Source organism: Pandoraea sp. SD6-2, from assembly GCF_000389825.1.
GTDB lineage: Bacteria > Pseudomonadota > Gammaproteobacteria > Burkholderiales > Burkholderiaceae > Pandoraea > Pandoraea communis.
On the sequence record NZ_KB944452.1, the window covers coordinates 91,105 to 109,374 of the forward strand.

Annotated in this window: 17 protein-coding genes; 11 read left to right on the forward strand and 6 right to left on the reverse strand. The window is 62.9% G+C overall.

The genetic code is table 11. The features are described 5' to 3' along the window. Positions 1-15 precede the first annotated feature (15 nt). The 9 genes from rlmH (at position 16) to C266_RS15485 (ending at position 9,456) form a co-directional block, all read left to right on the forward strand. Positions 16-486 (forward strand): 23S rRNA (pseudouridine(1915)-N(3))-methyltransferase RlmH, encoded by a 471-nt coding sequence (gene rlmH / locus C266_RS15445; protein ID WP_010807011.1) that lies wholly within the window; start codon positions 16-18, stop codon positions 484-486. Between the two features lie 270 nt (positions 487-756). Then, entirely contained in the window at positions 757-2,088 is a 1,332-nt protein-coding gene (ugpB, locus tag C266_RS15450; protein WP_010807012.1) for a sn-glycerol-3-phosphate ABC transporter substrate-binding protein UgpB, read from the forward strand. 137 nt (positions 2,089-2,225) lie between these two features. Then, on the forward strand, positions 2,226-3,122 hold the full coding sequence (gene ugpA / locus C266_RS15455; RefSeq protein ID WP_010807013.1) for a sn-glycerol-3-phosphate ABC transporter permease UgpA: 897 nt from the start codon (positions 2,226-2,228) through the stop codon (positions 3,120-3,122). Next, entirely contained in the window at positions 3,119-3,964 is an 846-nt protein-coding gene (ugpE, locus tag C266_RS15460; protein WP_010807014.1) for a sn-glycerol-3-phosphate ABC transporter permease UgpE, read from the forward strand. The genes ugpA and ugpE overlap by 4 nt, the downstream gene beginning before the upstream one ends. 2 nt (positions 3,965-3,966) lie before the next feature. Then, on the forward strand, positions 3,967-5,064 hold the full coding sequence (locus C266_RS15465) for a sn-glycerol-3-phosphate import ATP-binding protein UgpC (protein WP_010807015.1): 1,098 nt from the start codon (positions 3,967-3,969) through the stop codon (positions 5,062-5,064). After that, entirely contained in the window at positions 5,061-5,840 is a 780-nt protein-coding gene (ugpQ, locus tag C266_RS15470; RefSeq protein ID WP_010807016.1) for a glycerophosphodiester phosphodiesterase, read from the forward strand. Before C266_RS15465 ends, ugpQ begins: the two co-directional genes overlap by 4 nt. 192 nt (positions 5,841-6,032) lie before the next feature. Then, a complete protein-coding gene (locus tag C266_RS15475; protein ID WP_010807017.1) occupies positions 6,033-6,632 on the forward strand; it encodes a nucleoside triphosphate pyrophosphatase in 600 nt (199 codons plus the stop codon). A 42-nt stretch (positions 6,633-6,674) separates the two neighbouring features. Beyond that, a complete protein-coding gene (gene rng / locus C266_RS15480) occupies positions 6,675-8,144 on the forward strand; it encodes a ribonuclease G (RefSeq protein WP_010807018.1) in 1,470 nt (489 codons plus the stop codon). Positions 8,145-8,172: 28 nt separating this feature from the next. Then, positions 8,173-9,456, forward strand: a complete 1,284-nt coding sequence (locus C266_RS15485) for a cation diffusion facilitator family transporter (protein ID WP_010807019.1) — start codon at positions 8,173-8,175, stop codon at positions 9,454-9,456. A gap of 57 nt (positions 9,457-9,513) precedes the next feature. Here the strand turns inward: C266_RS15485 and rfbC are convergent, their stop codons facing one another. The 5 genes from rfbC to msbA all read right to left on the reverse strand — a co-directional run bounded on the left by rfbC (position 9,514) and on the right by msbA (position 14,486). After that, a complete protein-coding gene (rfbC, locus tag C266_RS15490; protein WP_010807020.1) occupies positions 9,514-10,062 on the reverse strand; it encodes a dTDP-4-dehydrorhamnose 3,5-epimerase in 549 nt (182 codons plus the stop codon). 26 nt (positions 10,063-10,088) lie between these two features. Then, positions 10,089-10,976 carry a glucose-1-phosphate thymidylyltransferase RfbA gene (gene rfbA / locus C266_RS15495; RefSeq protein WP_010807021.1) on the reverse strand — a complete coding sequence of 296 codons (888 nt, stop codon included), beginning with the start codon at positions 10,974-10,976 and terminating at the stop codon, positions 10,089-10,091. 7 nt (positions 10,977-10,983) lie between these two features. Next, entirely contained in the window at positions 10,984-12,048 is a 1,065-nt protein-coding gene (gene rfbB, locus C266_RS15500) for a dTDP-glucose 4,6-dehydratase (RefSeq protein WP_010807022.1), read from the reverse strand. A 32-nt stretch (positions 12,049-12,080) separates the two neighbouring features. Further along, the gene (locus C266_RS15505) at positions 12,081-12,662 is read right to left on the reverse strand and encodes a peroxidase-related enzyme (RefSeq protein ID WP_010807023.1); all 582 of its coding nucleotides are present in this window, start codon (positions 12,660-12,662) and stop codon (positions 12,081-12,083) included. A gap of 75 nt (positions 12,663-12,737) precedes the next feature. Then, on the reverse strand, positions 12,738-14,486 hold the full coding sequence (gene msbA, locus C266_RS15510) for a lipid A export permease/ATP-binding protein MsbA (RefSeq protein WP_010807024.1): 1,749 nt from the start codon (positions 14,484-14,486) through the stop codon (positions 12,738-12,740). Between the two features lie 163 nt (positions 14,487-14,649). On the opposite strand from msbA, the gene recQ reads away from it, so the two are divergent. Beyond that, complete coding sequence (recQ, locus tag C266_RS15515) at positions 14,650-16,458, forward strand: DNA helicase RecQ (RefSeq protein WP_010807025.1); 1,809 nt, start codon at positions 14,650-14,652, stop codon at positions 16,456-16,458. 62 nt (positions 16,459-16,520) lie between these two features. Beyond that, positions 16,521-17,303 carry a glycosyltransferase family 2 protein gene (locus tag C266_RS15520; RefSeq protein WP_010807026.1) on the forward strand — a complete coding sequence of 261 codons (783 nt, stop codon included), beginning with the start codon at positions 16,521-16,523 and terminating at the stop codon, positions 17,301-17,303. Positions 17,304-17,383: 80 nt separating this feature from the next. On the opposite strand, the gene C266_RS15525 is transcribed toward C266_RS15520, so the two are convergent. Then, positions 17,384-18,235, reverse strand: a complete 852-nt coding sequence (locus tag C266_RS15525; protein ID WP_010807027.1) for a glycosyltransferase family 2 protein — start codon at positions 18,233-18,235, stop codon at positions 17,384-17,386. Between the last annotated feature and the right edge of the window lie 35 nt (positions 18,236-18,270).

Consider the following 18,270-nt stretch of genomic DNA (forward strand, 5'->3'; position numbering starts at 1 on the left):
CGCGATTCAGCCGTCATGCGTCTGTTCATTCTTGCCGTCGGGCACAAGATGCCCGGTTGGATCGAGACCGCCTTCGCCGAGTACGCCAAGCGCATGCCGCCCGAGCTGCGCATCGAACTCAAGGAAATCAAGCCGGAGCAACGCTCCAACTCCCGCACGGCCGAGACGGTGATGGCCGCCGAGGCGCAGCGTATCGATGCGGCCCTGCCGCGTGGCTGTCGCCTGGTATGCCTCGACGAGCGCGGGCAGGACCTCACCACGATGCGCCTGGCCCAATCGCTCACCGCCTGGCAACAGGACGGGCGCGATGTGGCCTTCGTGATCGGCGGCGCCGACGGGCTCGACCCTGCCCTCAAAGCGCGCGCCGATACCCTCATTCGCTTGTCGAGCCTGACGATGCCCCACGGCATGGTGCGCGTGCTGCTTGCCGAGCAGCTCTACCGCGCGTGGAGTATCAACGCCAATCATCCCTATCACCGCGTCTGAGCACGTCCGGGCGCGCGTGACGGGAAAATAAGTCATCCGTAAGTCAAGGCATCTTGTGCGGTGCAATGCCGCGTTGTATCCGGCGGGCAATGGCCCGTATCGCCTTGTCGGACAGTCCATCTCCGAGGGCTGTCAATCCCCCCAGACGTTCCCGTGCAACACGCATTGTGCGCCGCGAGTGGAAAAAACATGGCAGCGTGATAGTCTACCCGGCGCTACACGGTTCGCACCGCGAACAACTGGACTTCTCGTGAACCATCGGAGATTGGCATGAAGCAACCTTCCCTGCGCAGTATCGCCCTGGCCGGCGTTGGCGCTGTCATGGCGCTCGGCACGAGCACCTCGGCCCTGGCCGCTACCGAGATTCAGTTCTGGCACTCGATGGAATCGGCCCTCGGCGAGCGCGTCAACCAGATCGCCAACGATTTCAACGCGTCGCAGAGCGACTACAAGATTGTCCCGATCTACAAGGGCAACTACGAGCAGGGTCTGGCGGCGGGTATTGCCGCCTTCCGCGCGGGCAACGCGCCGGCCATTCTTCAGGTGTACGAAGTCGGTACGGCCACGATGATGCAGGCCCAGAAGGCCGTGAAGCCGGTGTGGCAAGTCATGAAGGACGCTGGCGAGCCGTTCGAGGAGTCGGCCTTCGTGCCGACTGTGGCGAGCTACTACGCCGACAGCAAAACCAATCACCTCGTGTCGATGCCGTTCAACAGCTCGACGCCGGTGCTGTACTACAACAAGGATGCCTTCAAGAAGGCCGGCCTCGATCCGAACACCCCGCCGAAGACCTGGGCCGACGTGAAGTCGGACGCCCAGAAGCTCAAGGCGGCCGGTCTGTCGTGCGGCTTCACCATGGGCTGGCAAAGCTGGACGCAGCTCGAGAACTACAGCGCATGGCATGCCCTGCCGTTCGCCACGAAGAACAACGGCTTCGACGGTCTTGACGCCAAGCTGAGCTTCAACGGCCCGCAGCAGATCAAGCACATCCAGTTCCTGGCCGACATGGCCAAGGACGGCACGTTCACGTACGTGGGCCGTAAGGATGAAGTGACCTCGAAGTTCTACAGCGGCGACTGCGGTATCGCGATGACCACCTCGGGTGCCCTCGCCAACATCGCCAAGTACGCCAAGTTCAGCTATGGCGTGGGCATGATGCCGTACGACGCCGACGTGAAGGGTGCGCCGCAGAACGCCATCATCGGTGGCGCCAGCCTGTGGGTGCTCGCAGGCAAGTCGCCGGCCGAGTACAAGGGCGTGGCCAAGTTCCTGAAGTACCTCGCTTCGCCGGCCGTGGCTGCCAAGTGGCATCAGGACACCGGCTACCTGCCGGTCACGAAGGCCGCCTACGAACTGACCGAGAAGCAAGGCTTCTACGCGAAGAATCCGGGCGCCGACATGGCCATCAAGCAGATGCTCAACAAGCCGCCTCTGCCGTTCACGCGTGGCCTGCGTCTGGGCAACATGCCGCAGATCCGCACGGTGATCGACGAGGAACTCGAAGGCGTGTGGAGCGGCAAGCAAACGCCTAAAGCGGCGCTGGACAAGGCGGCATCCCGTGGCGACGATCTGCTGCGCCGCTTCCAGAAGCAGGGCAGCTAAGCGGCCCCCAACGTACGGTGACGCGCGCAACGCGGGCCAATCGCCTGTGTTCGCAGTGCGAATCGTGACGTTACAATGACACCACCCGGCCCGCCGTCAACGCGGGCCGGGTTGGTTTTTTTTTGGTCACTACGTTTATGGCGCAAAACTCCAGAGAACGCCCCCGCTTCGGAACCAGTTGGCTGCCCTACGCGCTCGTCGCGCCGCAGCTCCTCATCACCGCCGTGTTCTTCCTATGGCCCGCAGGCGAAGCCCTGTGGCAATCGACTTCGGCACAAGACGCCTTCGGGCTGTCCAGCGAGTTCGTCGGACTCGATAATTTCAGTGCGCTGTGGCGCGATCCGCTTTACCTCGCGTCGTTCCGCACCACGATGATCTTCAGTGGCCTGGTAACGGTCTGCGGGCTGGTCATCTCGCTGCTGCTCGCCGCGATGGCCGACCGCGTCACGCGCGGCAAGCGCGCCTATCAGACGTTACTCATCTGGCCCTACGCAGTTGCGCCTGCCATTGCGGCCGTGCTGTGGGCATTCCTGTTCAACCCGAGTATCGGTCTCGTCACCTACGGGCTGGCAAAGCTCGGCATCCAGTGGAATCACGCGCTCAACGGCGGTCAGGCCATGTTCCTCGTCGTGCTCGCCTCCATCTGGAAGCAGATCAGCTACAACTTCCTGTTCTTCTACGCCGGGTTGCAAGCGATTCCGCGCTCACTCGTGGAAGCCGCCGCCATTGACGGCGCAGGTCCGGTCCGGCGCTTCTTTGGGCTGGTATTGCCGCTGATTTCGCCGACGACGTTCTTCCTGCTCGTGGTCAACCTCGTGTACTCGTTCTTCGACACGTTCCCGGTGATCGATGCCGCGACCGGCGGCGGTCCGGGCCAGTCGACCATGACACTGATCTACAAGATCTACTCGGAAGGCTTCAAGGGGCTCGACCTCGGCAGCTCGGCTGCCCAGTCGGTGGTACTGATGGCGATCGTCATCGTGCTCACGGTCGTGCAGTTCCGATTCATCGAACGCAAGGTGCAATACGCATGATCGAGAACCGTCGCGGCCTGGATATCTTCTGCCACGTCATGCTGATCGTCGGCGTGTTGCTGGTGGTTTTCCCGCTCTACGTGGCGTTCGTCGCCGCCACCATGAACGAGCAGGAAATCTTCTCCGTCCCTCTGTCGCTCGTCCCGAGCACGCACCTGCTCCAGAACCTCTCCACGGTGTGGGGTCAGGGCACGGGCGATACGGCCATGCCATTCGGGCTGATGCTCGGCAACAGCCTGTTCATGGCGCTGGTCATCACGATCGGCAAGATCTCGGTGTCGATTCTGTCGGCCTTCGCCATCGTGTATTTCCGGTTCCCGTTGCGTAATCTGTTCTTCTGGCTAATCTTCGTCACGCTGATGCTGCCGGTCGAAGTGCGGATTTTCCCGACGGTGCAGGTGATCTCGAACCTCGGGCTCATCAACAGCTATATGGGTCTGACCGTGCCGCTCATCGCCTCGGCCACGGCCACGTTCCTGTTCCGGCAGTTCTTCATGACGCTGCCCGACGAACTCGTCGAAGCCGCGCGCATCGACGGCGCCGGTCCGATGCGATTCTTCTTCGACGTGGTGCTGCCGCTGTCGAAGACGAACATCGCCGCGCTGTTCGTCATCACCTTCATCTATGGCTGGAATCAGTACCTTTGGCCGATTCTGGTGACCAACGCCCCGTCGATGACGACGGCCGTGGTGGGCATCAAGAGCATGATCGGCAGTGGTGACACCGCCACCCAGTGGCAACTCGTCATGAGTGCCACGCTGCTCGCCATGCTGCCGCCGCTCGCGGTGGTCCTGCTCATGCAGCGCTGGTTCGTGCGCGGTCTGGTTGATTCGGAAAAGTAATCATGGCAAATCTCAAACTCCATAGCGTCAAGAAAACCTACGACCAGACCAACTACATCCTGCATGGTGTCGACATCGACATCCAGGATGGCGAATTCGTGGTCATCGTCGGCCCGTCGGGCTGCGGCAAGTCGACGCTGCTTCGCATGGTGGCCGGCCTTGAGTCGGTGAGCGAAGGCAGCATCCTGATCGGCTCGCAGGTCGTCAATCAACTGGAACCCAAGGATCGCAACATTGCGATGGTCTTCCAGAACTACGCGCTCTATCCGCACATGGATGTGCGTCAGAACATGTCGTATGGCCTGAAGATTCGCGGTATCGACAAGAAGACCATCAACGAGCGCGTGCTCACCGCCGCGCGCATTCTGGAACTCGAACCCCTGCTCGCACGCAAGCCCCGCGAACTCTCCGGCGGCCAGCGTCAGCGCGTGGCCATGGGCCGTGCCATCGTGCGCGAGCCGGCGGTATTCCTGTTCGACGAACCGCTCTCCAACCTCGACGCCAAGCTGCGCGTACAGATGCGCCTGGAAATTCAGCGCCTGCACGCACGCCTGAAGACGACGAGCCTGTACGTCACGCACGATCAGGTCGAAGCCATGACCCTGGCCGATCGCGTGGTCGTCATGAACAAGGGCTACGCCGAACAGATCGGCACGCCGACCGATGTGTACGAGCGCCCCGCGTCGCTGTTCGTCGCGAGCTTCATGGGCTCGCCCGCGATGAACCTGCTCAAGGGACGTGTCGACTCGGAAGGCCGCACGTTCCAGGTGGACGGCGGTGGCCCGTCGCTGCGTCTGCCGCCCACCAGCATGGCGTATGCCAACCGCGAACTGGTGCTTGGCGTGCGCCCCGAGCATCTGGTGCCCGCCGAACAACATAACGGCCTGGGCGCCTTCGCGGCACAGACCAGCCTCCTCGTCGATCAGCTCGAGCTGCTGGGTGCCGACAATCTGGCGCATGGCCGTTGGGGCGATCAGCCCGTCACGGTGCGTCTGCCTCACGAGATACGCCCGGCAGCGGGCACGGTGGTACCGCTGGCCATCTCGGCGAAGACGCTGCACCTGTTCGATCGGGCGTCCGGCAAGCGAGTCGAAGCATGAGCGATACCTCCACATCTGCCCATCTATGGCGCCACTGGCCTTATCCGCGCATCGTCTCGCATCGCGGTGGCGGCAAGCTGGCGCCGGAGAACACGTTGGCCGCCTTCGAGATGGGTGCCTCGCTCGGCCTGCGCATGGTCGAGTTCGACGCCAAGCTCTCGGCGGATAACGTCGTCTTTTTGCTGCACGACGACACCGTCGATCGTACGAGCAACGGTCATGGTGCGGCCGCGCAGATGACTTACGACGAGATCGCCAGGCTCGACGCCGGCAGTTGGTTCGACGAGCGCTTCATCGGTCAGGTGATGCCGACCCTCGCTCAGGTTGCCGAGCGCTGTCTGGCGCTGGGGCTGGCCGCTAACGTCGAGATCAAGCCGTGTCCGGGCCGCGAGGTCGAGACGGGCAAGCGCGTTGCCGAGGCCGTCCGGACGCTGTGGGCCGGGCATCCCCAGCCCCCGCTACTTTCGTCGTTCTCGTACGAAGCCCTCGAGGCGGCCGCCGCTGCCGCGCCCGAATTGCCGCGCGGGATGCTGTACGACGCCATACCGGCACATTGGCGCGACGATGCCCGCAAGCTCGGCACCGTCTCGCTGCACGCGAGCCATAAGCATCTCGACGGCCCGCAGGTTTCCGAGATCAAGGCAGCAGGCTTGCAGATGCTCGTCTACACGGTCAACGAGCCGGCCCGTGCGCGCGAGTTGGCCGCGTGGGGTGTGGACGCCATCTGCACCGACCGTATCGACCTGATCGGCGCCGACTTCCTCGCCGACGCTTGAGCGCGGCACTGCGGCGCACCTCGCACCCGGCGCCCGCCCGATTCGCCCCGCCCCCCGCCTGTGCTGGCGGGCGTGGACGCAAGGCGGCATAATAGGGCGTTCCCTCGCCCAGCCCACCCAGCGGCCCGGTACACGCGCTGCAAATCCCTGCAACGCCGTGCGCCGGGCTGGACGAATTCAAGCCAAGCCGCCATGCCGTACATCTATCTCGCTTCGCAAAGCCCCCGCCGTCAGGAATTGCTGCAACAGCTCGGTGTTCGTTTCGAACTGCTGTTGCCAGGGGCCGACGAAGACGCCGAAGCGCTCGAAGCCGTGCTGCCTGGAGAACCGCCTGACGATTACGTGCAGCGCGTGACCCGCGCCAAGGCCGAGGCGGCCCTCACGCGTCTGGCACGCGCCGGTCTGCCCGGCGCCCCCATTCTGGCTGCCGACACGACCGTCTGTCTGGACGGCACCATCCTCGGCAAGCCCTTCGACGACGCCGACGCGTGCGCCGTGCTCGCCCGCCTGTCGGGCACCCGCCATCGCGTGCTGACGGCCGTGGCCGTGTGCGCGGATGGGCAGATGCATCAGGCGGTCAACATCTCGCATGTCTGGTTCCGGCCGCTGCGCAGGGAGGAAATCGAGCGCTACGTCGATTCGGGAGAACCGAGGGGTAAAGCGGGCGCTTACGGCATCCAGGGCAGGGCCGCTGAATTTGTCATGCGCATCGATGGCAGCTACTCAGGCATCATGGGGCTGCCGCTATGCGAGACTGCCGCGCTATTGCGTCAGGCGGGCGTCGACTTCTGACGCGTACCGATGCCCAAGCATTTCGAGTCTGGTCGACACTATATGAACGAAGACATTCTGGTCAACATCACGCCACAGGAAACCCGTGTGGCGCTCATGCAGCTCGGTGCCGTGCAGGAATTGCACATCGAGCGCACGCTCTCGCGCGGCCTGGTCGGCAACATCTATCTGGGCAAGGTCGTGCGCGTGCTCCCGGGCATGCAATCGGCCTTCATCGACATCGGACTGGAGCGCGCGGCATTCCTGCACGTGGCCGATATCTGGCATCCGCGCACGAACAACGACACCTCCACGCCGCACCCGCAGCCGCCCATCGAGAAGACCGTTTTCGAGGGGCAGACGCTCATGGTCCAGGTCATCAAGGACCCGATCGGCACCAAGGGCGCACGTCTGTCGACGCAGATCAGCATTGCCGGGCGCACACTCGTCTATCTGCCGCAAGAGCCGCATATCGGCATCTCGCAGCGTATCGAGAGCGAAGCGGAACGCGAGGCGTTGCGCAGCAGGATTCAGGCGCTCGTGCCGGCCGACGAGAAAGGCGGCTTCATCGTGCGCACTATTGCGGAGGATGCGGACGATGCGGAGTTGGCGAACGACATCGCCTATTTGCGAAAGTCGCGGCAGACCATCGGCGAGCAAAGCACGCGCCTGCCCGCTCCCGCGCTGCTGTATCAGGATTTGAATCTCGCGCAACGTGTGCTGCGCGACTTCGTGCACGAAGAGACCGGCAAGATTCTCGTCGATTCGCGCGAGACGTTCCAGAAGCTTGCCGAATTTGCCGCGACGTATACGCCGGCGGTGCTCGGCAAGCTCACGCATTACACCGGCGAGCGTCCGCTGTTCGATCTGTACAACGTGGAGACGGAAATCGAGCGAGCGTTGTCGCGTCGCGTCGATCTGAAGTCCGGCGGGTATCTGATGATCGATCAGACCGAAGCAATGACGACCATCGACGTGAACACCGGCGGCTATGTCGGTGCGCGCAATTTCGACGACACGATCTTCAAAACGAACCTCGAGGCGGCGCTGATGATCGCTCGCCAGTTGCGGCTGCGCAATCTGGGCGGGATCATCATCATCGACTTCATCGACATGGAAAGCGCCGAGCACCGTGACTCGGTGCTGGCCGAACTGAAGAAGGCGCTCGCGCGCGACCGGACACGCATCACCGTGAACGGCTTTTCGCAACTCGGGCTGGTGGAGATGACTCGCAAACGCACGCGCGAATCGCTCGCCCACGTGCTGTGCGAGCCGTGCGCCGTCTGTCAGGGCAAGGGACAGGTGAAGACGCCACGTACGCTGTGCTACGACATCCTGCGCGAGATTCTGCGCGAATCGCGCCAGTTCAATCCGCGCGAGTTCCGCCTGATCGCCTCGCTGGAAGTCGTCGATCTGTTCCTCGAAGAAGAGTCGCAACATCTCGCGATGCTGATCGACTTCATCGGGAAGCCGATTTCACTTCAGGTCGAATCGTCGTTCCATCAAGAGCAGTACGACATCATTCTGATGTGACGCCGTCCTAACACGCGGGCCCCACTTCATGCCCTACACGAACTACGACAATCTGGCGGCGTCGAGTGAGGCGCTGGACAAACATGCCGTCGCACGCCATTCGACCTGGGTCAGTATCTGGGTCAACATCGTGCTCACGGCGGCGCAGATCGTCATCGGCATTTTTGCCCGCTCGCAGGCATTGATTGCCGACGGCATTCACTCGCTCTCGGACATCGTTTCCGATTTCGTCGTGCTGGCTGCCGCCCGCAGCAGTGCCCGCGCGCCGGATGCCGATCACCCCTACGGTCACAGCCGCTATGAAAACGCGGCATCGCTGTTTCTGGGCGTCATTCTCCTCGTGGTTGGCGCGGGAATGTTGTGGCGCGGCATCGAGCGGCTGCTGCATCCGGAAGAGATTCCGGAAGTCCACATCGTGGCGCTCGTGGTCGCCGTGATCGTTCTGGTCAGCAAGGAAGGGCTCTTCCGCTACATGTTGCGTGCGGCCCAACGCGCACGCTCCGCCATGCTCGTGGCCAACGCCTGGCATGCGCGCTCCGACGCACTGTCGTCGCTCGTCGTGGCGTGCGGCATTCTGGGTAACCTGGCAGGGTATCGCATACTCGATCCGCTGGCCGCCGCGCTCGTGGGCCTGATGATCGGCCGCACCGGGTGGAAGTTCGGCTGGAATGCGTTGCAGGACCTCATCGATCGCGGCGTTGACGACGCCACGACCGTCACCATTCGCGAGCACCTGCTGGCCACTCCCGGCGTGCACGCCATCGACATGCTGCGCACACGGCGCATGGGCGACGAGATCGTCGTCGACGTGCACATCCTCGTCGACGCACGTCTATCGGTCTCCGAGGGGCACTACATCGCCGAGCAGGCCCGCACCGCCGTTATGCGCGAGCCGCAAATTCTCGACGTACTGGTGCACGTCGATCCGGAGAGCGACACCAAGGGCACTGCGCTACAGCAGTGGCCTGCGCGCGCAGCGGTCGTCGGCGCCGCAAACGCGCTGTGCCGTGCCAATGGGCTAGCGCTGCACGAGGTCAATCTGCACTACCTGAACAATGGGTTGGAGGCCGACGTCATCGTCGAAAGTCTGCGTGAACCTGCATGCGCAGACACTCAGGCCGTGGAAGGAGATGACGGCATGGAGCCCGCACCGCAGGCCGTCGCCGATGCGCTCGCAGCACGCTTTGCGTTGCGATATGTCCGGGTGCTGCGAGTGACGGGGGAGACGTCGGCAGTGTCGGGGGAGGCCGGCACTGCCTATCGTGAGGCCGCACGCGCAAATGCAACGGCCGCCGGTCCTGCCATCGAGTGACGACAAAGCCACGGCGGCCGGTGACGATCCGCACGGCGCCGCGCGCCGTGCGCGAGACTAGTCTTCGTGCTTGTAGTCCGAGAACGACATGCCTTGCCGATCCTTGTCCGAAACGACGGGGGTAATGCCGTCCAGCGGCCAGGGAATGGCCAGCGTGGGGTCGTCCCAGCGGATGCAGCGCTCGAACTGCGGCGCCCAATAGTCTGTGGTCTTGTACAGCACTTCAGCCGTCTCCGAGGTCACGACGAACCCATGCGCGAAGCCGGCCGGAATCCACAACTGCTTCTTGTTCTCCGCGCTCAGCACTTCCGTAACCCACTTGCCGAATGTCGGCGAGCCTTCACGAATATCGACCGCGACATCGTAGATTTCGCCGTGCAGCACGCGTACAAGTTTGCCTTGCGGTTGCTTGATCTGATAGTGCAGACCTCGCAGCACGCCGCGAGCAGAACGCGACTGGTTGTCCTGTACGAACGTGAGCGTCTCGCCCAGCGCATCGTTGAAGTTGCGCTGATTGAAGCTCTCGAAGAAGTAGCCTCGCGAATCGCCGAACACTTTGGGTTCGATGACCTTGATGGCCGGGATAGCGGTAGAAATCAATTGCATGACGGAGGTGCCGGTAGTCGGGTCGATCAGAATACGCGTTCGCGCAGCATCGCCAACAGATACTGACCGTACCCTGTTTTGGCAAGAGGTTGCGCCAGCGCCTCGATAGCGGCGGCATCGATCCAGCCGCACCGGTATGCGATTTCCTCGGGACACGCCACCTTCAGACCCTGACGGCTCTCAATCGTCTGGATGAAGGTACTCGCTTCGAGCATCGACTCATGCGTTCCGGTATCGAGCCATGCGTAACCGCGCCCCATGATCTGCACGTTAAGCTTGCCGCGCTTCAGATACTCATTGTTGACGTCGGTAATTTCCAGTTCGCCACGTGCCGACGGTTTGATCGAACGCGCAATCTCGACCACGTCGTTGTCGCAGAAGTAGAGGCCGGTCACGGCATATCGGGACTTCGGTGCCGTGGGCTTCTCGATCAGCTCGATGGCACGGCCCGAGTCATCGAACGTCACCACACCGTAGCGCTCAGGATCGTTGACCGGATAGGCAAAGACTGTCGCCCCATCGGTCTGCGCGCTCGCGGCCCCCAACAATGCCGCGAAGTCGTGACCGTAGAACAGGTTGTCGCCCAGCACGAGCGCGCAGCGATCGTTGCCGAGGAAATCCGCTCCGATCAGGAACGCTTGCGCCAGACCGTCGGGTGACGGCTGCACGGCGTATTGCAGGCTCAGGCCCCATTGACTGCCATCGCCAAGCAATTGCTCGAAACGCGGCGTGTCCTGCGGTGTCGAGATGATCAGAATGTCCCGGATACCTGCCAGCATCAGCGTGGTCAGCGGGTAATAGATCATCGGCTTGTCGTACACCGGCAGCAACTGCTTGGAGACGGCGAGTGTCGCCGGATACAGTCGCGTGCCGGAGCCGCCGGCGAGAATGATGCCCTTACGCTTGGTGCTCATGCGTGCCTCAGTCGTTCTTTTGATAGTGCGTTTCGATCCAGCGCTGGTACTCGCCCGACTGCACCTGGCGCACCCACTCGCCGTTGGCGAGATACCACTGCACCGTCTTGCGCATGCCGGTCTCGAACGTCTCGGCGGGACGCCAGCCCAGTTCGCGCTCAAGCTTGCGCGCGTCGATAGCATAGCGCCGATCGTGTCCGGGACGGTCGGTGACAAACGTGATCTGATCCGCATACGACTTGCCATCGTTACGCGGCGACAGTTCGTCGAGCAGCATACACAGATGCTTCACCACGGACAGGTTGTTCTGCTCATTCCACCCGCCGACGTTGTACACCTCGCCCAAAGCGCCCCTGGCGAGCACTTCGCGAATCGCGGAACAGTGGTCGCCAACGTACAACCAGTCGCGCACGTTGCTGCCATCGCCATAGATCGGCAGCGGCTTGCCGGCCAGCGCATTCGCGATCACCAGCGGAATGAGCTTTTCGGGGAATTGGTACGGGCCGTAGTTGTTCGAGCAGTTGGTCGTCAGTGTCGGCAAGCCGTACGTGTGATGGTAGGCGCGTACGAGATGATCGGAGCCCGCTTTCGACGCCGAGTACGGGCTGTTGGGCGCGTAAGGGGTGGTCTCCGTGAACGCCGGATCGGCCGGGCTCAGCGAGCCGTAGACTTCGTCCGTCGAGACGTGCAGAAAGCGAAAGGCATCGTGAGCTTCGCCATCGAGCGTTCCCCAATAAGCACGGGCCGCTTCGAGCATCGTGAACGTGCCGACGATATTCGTCTGCACAAAGTCTGCGGGACCATGGATCGAGCGATCGACATGACTCTCCGCCGCGAAGTGCAGCACGGCGCGTGGACGGTGCTCCGCATACAAGCGATCGAGGGCCGCGCGATCGCAGATGTCCACTTGGGCAAAGCGATGTCGCGGGTCGTGCTCGAGACTGGCAAGATTGGCCAGATTGCCCGCATACGTGAGCTTGTCGATAGTCAGTACCGGCTCGTCATGCTGCGCGAGCCAGTCCAGAACGAAATTTGCGCCGATGAATCCGGCGCCACCTGTCACAAAAATCATGGGTTTGCAGATAAAGGATTACAGGCGCGGCCTCATTTGCGCGGCACGCGTCCCATCAAGAAGAATTCGTCGTTGGGCCGCATCGAAATCGCATTTGCGATGCGGTTGGACATGCCGAAAAAAGCGGTGATCGCGGCAATGTCCCAAATATCCTCGTCGTCGAGACCGTGTTCGCGCAGCGTTGCGTAATCGTCGTCGCCCACCTCGTGGGAGCGCTCGCAAACCTTCATCGCGAACGCGAGAATCGCTTTCTGACGCGGCGTGAGGTCCGCCTTGAGATAGTTGACGGCCACCTGATCGGCCAGCAGCGGCTGCTTTTCATAGATGCGCACCAGCGCACCATGGGCGACCACGCAGTAAAGACACTGATTCACGGCGCTCGTGGCGACCACGATCATTTCGCGTTCGCCTTTGCTCAGATTGCCGTCTTTGAGCATCAGCGCATCGTGATAGGCGAAAAACGCGCGAAACTCGTCGGGGCGATGCGCCAATGTGAGGAACACGTTCGGGATGAAGCCCGCCTTTTCCTGCACTTCGTCGATACGCGCCCGGATATCGGCCGGCAGCGCGGCGAGATCGGGCACTGGGAAACGACTGATCGGCGGCTGGCTCATCGTGATCTCCTCAAATCGGGCGAATAAGGGCGAATAAGGGCGAATAAGGTCCGACGTTCGCATTGCGACGCGACGTCAGGCTTCCTGCTGCGTGTATTGAATGCGGTGCAGATGCGCGTAAAGGCCATTATGCGCCACCAGTGCCTGGTGCGAGCCCTGCTCCACGATACGGCCGTGCTCAAGCACGACAATGCGATCCGCGCGCTCGATGGTCGAGAGGCGGTGCGCGATCACCAGCGTGGTACGCCCCTCCATCAACACTTCCAGCGCAGCTTGCACATAACGCTCCGACTCCGAATCGAGTGCCGATGTCGCTTCGTCGAGAATCAGGATCGGCGCGTCTTTGTAGATCGCCCGCGCGATGGCCAGACGCTGACGCTGACCGCCCGACAGGCGCATGCCGTTGTCGCCCACCAGCGTTTCGACACCCTCGGGCATGGCCGCCACCGCTTCGGCCAGATTGGCCGCGCGCAATGCCGCCTGCACGCGTTCGGCATCGATCTCCTGACCGTAGGCCACGTTCGCCGCAACGGTGTCGTTGAAAAGCACGACGTCCTGACTCACGAACGCGATCTGGCGACGCAAATCGGCCAGTCGCAGGTCGGTCAACGCAATATCGTCGAGCAGAATCCGCCCGCCGGTCGGGTCGAAGAACCGCGGCACCAGATTGACCAGCGTCGTCTTGCCGCTGCCGGACGGCCCCACCAGCGCCACCATCTCGCCGGGCGCGACATCGAGCGAGATCCGGTCGAGTGTCGGACGCTCGCTGGCGCCGTAATTGAAGCTCACCTGATCGAACGTCACACGCCCCTTGGCGCGCTCGAGCCTGCGCTCGCCGCCAAGCGGCTCGACTTCGACGTCCATGACTTCGAAAATCAGCTCGGCAGCCGTCACGCCGCGCTGCAACGGCTGATTGACGTCCATCAGATGCTTGAGCGGGGAGACGACGAGCAACAATGCCGTGACGAATGCCGTGAAGCCGCCGACGGTCATCTCGCCCGAGGACGACTCGATCATGGCCACCGTGATGACAATGGCCAGCGCCAGAGAGGCCAGGGCCTGCGTGACCGGCTGCGCCAGGCCACCCGAGACGGTCACCCGCATGGCGTAGCCGCGCAGCGTGCTGGTCATCTTGTCGAAGCGCGACTTTTCATACGCTTCGCCGTTGTGGATCTTCACCACCTTGTAGCCGCCCACGGCTTCCTCGACCACGTACGACAGCGCGTTGGTCAACGTCTGCTGCTCGCGGTTCAGGCGGCGCAGACGCCGATTGATCTTGCCGACGAGCCAGCCGATGAACGGCAGAATCACCGCCACGACGAGCGTGAGGCGCCAGTTCAGGTAGAACAAATAGCCCAGCAGGCCGACAACGGTCAGCGAATCGCGCACGAGCGTGATGAGCACCGTGGTGAGCACGCCGAGCACCTGATTGACTTCGTAGACGAGGGCGTTGATGAGCGTGCTGGTCGTCTCGCGCTGGTAAAAGGCGGCCGGCGCATGCAGCAAACGCTCAAACATGCGCACGCGCAAGTCGAGCAGCACGCGGTTCGACACCCACGAGAGCATGTAGTTGGCTGAATACTGCGCCAGCCCGCGGATGACGGCCAGACCGATCACGGCAGCGGGTACGTACCAAAGCGTCCACGGATCGCCCCCCGAGAAGCCCTTGTCGAGCACCGGCTTGAGGACCGCCGGAATCGCCGCTTCCGTCCCGGCTACGAGCGCCATCGCGAGAACGGCTAGCAGGCCCATATGCCAATACGGCTGGAGATAGCCCAGCAGACGCCGCAAAATCGGTCCGGTGGGCTTGTGGGGTGCGCTCATGTAGGTTGGGGACGGCGGAAAAACCGCTATTCTATCGTACCGGCCAGTCTCGCCGGGACACGTCCTGAGCGGACTCGGACGCCGCCTCAAAATTCGCTACGATGCCCGCAATCCGGGGCGTCCGGCACGCCGAAGCCCGGGTGGAACCGGTATACTCCCGCCCATGGCAAGCGCACTCGAAGTCCTCCGTACCGTATTCGGCTATAACGCATTCCGCGGCGATCAAGCCGCCATCGTCGACCATGTGGCCGACGGGGGCGATGCGCTCGTCCTGATGCCGACCGGCGGTGGCAAATCTCTTTGTTATCAGATCCCGGCGCTACTGCGCGACGGCATCGGCATTGTCGTCTCGCCGCTCATCGCGCTCATGCAGGATCAGGTCGACGCCTTGCTGCAAGCGGGGGTGCGTGCCGCCTATCTGAATTCCAGTCTCAATTTCGATGAAGCACTCGATACCGAGCGCCGCGCTGCGCGGGGTGAACTCGATCTGCTCTACGTCGCGCCCGAGCGCCTGCTGACGGAGCGGTTTCTCGATCTGCTCGACCGGCTCGACGAACGCGGACAACTGGCGCTGTTCGCCATTGACGAAGCGCATTGCGTTTCTCAATGGGGGCATGACTTCCGTCCCGAATACATTCAGCTCTCGGCGCTGCACGAACGCTATCCGCGCGTGCCGCGCATCGCGCTGACCGCCACGGCGGACAACGCGACACGCGACGAGATCCAGACGCGCCTCGGCCTGACCGAAGCGCGCTTGTTCGTCTCGAGCTTCGACCGGCCGAACATTCGTTACGAGATCGTCGACCGCGACAATCCCCGCAAACAGTTGCTGGCCTTTCTCGCACGGCATCGCGGCGAGGCCGGTATCGTCTATTGCCTGTCGCGCAAAAAAGTGGAAGAAACCGCTGCGTGGCTCGAAACGCAAGGTATTCCGGCCCTGCCCTATCACGCCGGGCTCGATGCTGAGGTGCGTCGCACGCACCAGCAGCGGTTTCTGCGTGAGGAAGGGCTGGTCATGTCGGCAACCGTGGCTTTCGGCATGGGCATCGACAAGCCGGATGTGCGTTTCGTCGCGCACCTGGATCTGCCCAAGAGCCTCGAAGCCTATTACCAGGAGACGGGGCGTGCCGGGCGTGACGGTGAACCCGCAGAAGCCTGGATGACCTACGGGCTGAACGACGTCGTGGTGCATCGCAGCCGCATCGACGAGTCGAACGCTCCGGAACTGCAAAAGCGCATCGAACGCCAGAAGCTCGACGCCCTGCTCGGTTATTGCGAGGCGCCGCGCTGCCGCCGTACCGTGTTGCTGTCGTATTTCGGCGAGACGAGCGAGCCTTGTGGCAATTGCGACGTCTGCCTGAATCCGCCGGAAGTCTTCGACGGCACCATCGCCGCCCAGAAGGCGCTCTCGGCCATTCTGCGCACGGGTCAGCGCTTTGGTGCCGGGCATCTGGTCGATCTGCTGCGCGGGCGCAGCACCGACAAGATTCGACAATTCGGGCACGAAGCCCTGCCGACGTTCGGTGTCGGCGGCGAACTCGACGATCAGGGCTGGCGCGCCGTGTTCCGTCAGTTGATCGCTCACGGCATCATCGAGCCTGACAGCAGCCAGTACGGTGCACTGACGCTGAACGCAGCCGCACGCCCGGTGCTCAAGGGGGAAACCACGCTCTCGCTGCGGCGCCAGCGTCCCGCCGTCGGCAAGAAGAGCCGCTTTGCCGGCTACGCGTCGTCGCCGGCCGTCGAACTGGACCCCGCCGATCAGCAACTGTTCGACAAGCTGCGCGCTTGGCGGCAGGACATGGCCAAGACGCAGCAGGTGCCCGCATACGTTATCCTGCACGACCGGACGCTGCGTGAGCTTGCCCAACGCCGCCCGCGCCATCGCGAAGGTCTCGTCGACATCACCGGACTCGGTGAAGCCAAGATCGAACGCTACGGCGAAGCGCTCGTCGAGTTGCTCAACGCCTGAGTCGACGACGCGAGACGACTCCCACGACCTGCGGGTCCGATGCCGCCATTTCGTGAACGCTCATGATCGAAGCTACACCGCTCGCCTCCTCGTTGCCGCGTCTGCCCCTCACGGTGACGATCCTCACACGCAACGAGCGCCACAACATCGCCGAGTGCATCGCGTCGGTGCAGTCGTTAGCCTCCCAGATCGTCGTGGTCGATAACGCCAGCACGGATGGCACCGCAGACATCGCGCGCGCCGCAGGTGCCGAAGTCCACGTCACGCCCGATTGGCCCGGCTTCGGTCCGCAAAAGAATCGTGCCTTGTCGCACGCCACCCAGCCGTGGGTGCTTTCGCTCGATGCCGATGAGCGCATCACGCCCGAGTTGGCCGCCGACATTGCGACGGCGATTGGACAAGGCACTCACACGGGGTATCGCATGCCCCGCCTGTCGCAATTCCTCGGGCACTGGGTGCGGCACTGCGGCTGGTACCCCGACTACGTGGTGCGGCTGTTTCGGCGCGAGGCCGGCCGCTTCTCAGACAATCTCGTGCACGAGCGCGTGATTGTCGACGGCGAGATCGGCACACTTGCCCATCATCTGCTGCACTACAGCTATACCGAAACCCGTCAGGTCGAGGACAAGGTGCAACGCTATGCACGCGCGGGCGCGAAAGAGATGGCATTGCGCGGCAAGCGAGTCTCTGCGCTCAAGCCATGGATCAATGGCGGATGGGCGTTCGTGCGTACCTACGTGTTGCGCCGTGGGTTTCTCGATGGCGCCACCGGCGCCGCGATTGCGCGAATGAATGCGCGCAGCGCGTTCCTCAAGTACGCCCTGCTGCTGCGCGGAGACGTCTGACGCTGGCAGCAACGCCGCAACGCCCTTCAAGCAAAACGGACGCACATGGCGTCCGTTTTTTTCGACGTCGACTTTCGACGTTACTTCGCGAGCGCGCGCTTCACGCGCGATCGGAACAGCTCCCAACGCAGCTTGCCGTCATCGACGGGCTCGGGCAGGCGTCCATCGCTGCCTGCCGGCACCGGCTTGCCGCGACGCAGGTAGTAGCGGTCAAAGATGGACTGCGTCATGCCCCACTTGCGCAGGAATTGCGTGCGGCCGTCGTTCTTCACGACCTTGCCTGTGCTCTTGCACTGGAAGTGGTAGACAAGGCTCGCGCCTACGCCAACAAATCGGCGTGCCCCTGCGGCCCACATCTTCATCGAGAAATCGTTGTCGCTGCTCATGCCGGGGCTCAGCTCAGTGCTGTAACCACCGACGAGGAACCACCAATCGCGATGCACGAGCGTCGGCGGCCAGGTAGCGCCCAACCAGTCGGGCTTGGCGTAGGTCGGCACCGCAGCAAGTAACCCCGCTTCGTCGAAGGTATCGACGTCACGACCGAAATCGTGCACGAGCACACACGGATTGTGGGTGTCGACCGGCTCGATCATGGTGCCCGAGAGCATGAAAGCCTTGTCGGGCATGGCTTCGGCGCGCGCTATCAGCGCACTGTCCCAACCGGGGCAACAGTACATGTCGTCGTTCAGATACACGATGTACTTCTCGCGTGCGAGCGCTGCCGCCTGATTCACGGCGTAGCAAATACCGATATTGTCCGGCGACGCCGTATGCTCGATCCCCTCGGCCCGCACCCACTCGAGCGAGCCGTCCGACCCATCGTTCACGTGGACGATGATCTGATGCTGATGGCGCGAATTCTGGCGAATGCTGCGCACGCATAGCTGCAGCAACGCGAGGTTGTTCCACGTCGGAACGATGATGGAGAACATCCGGGTTTCCTTGTTGTACCGAATAGCAGACAGCA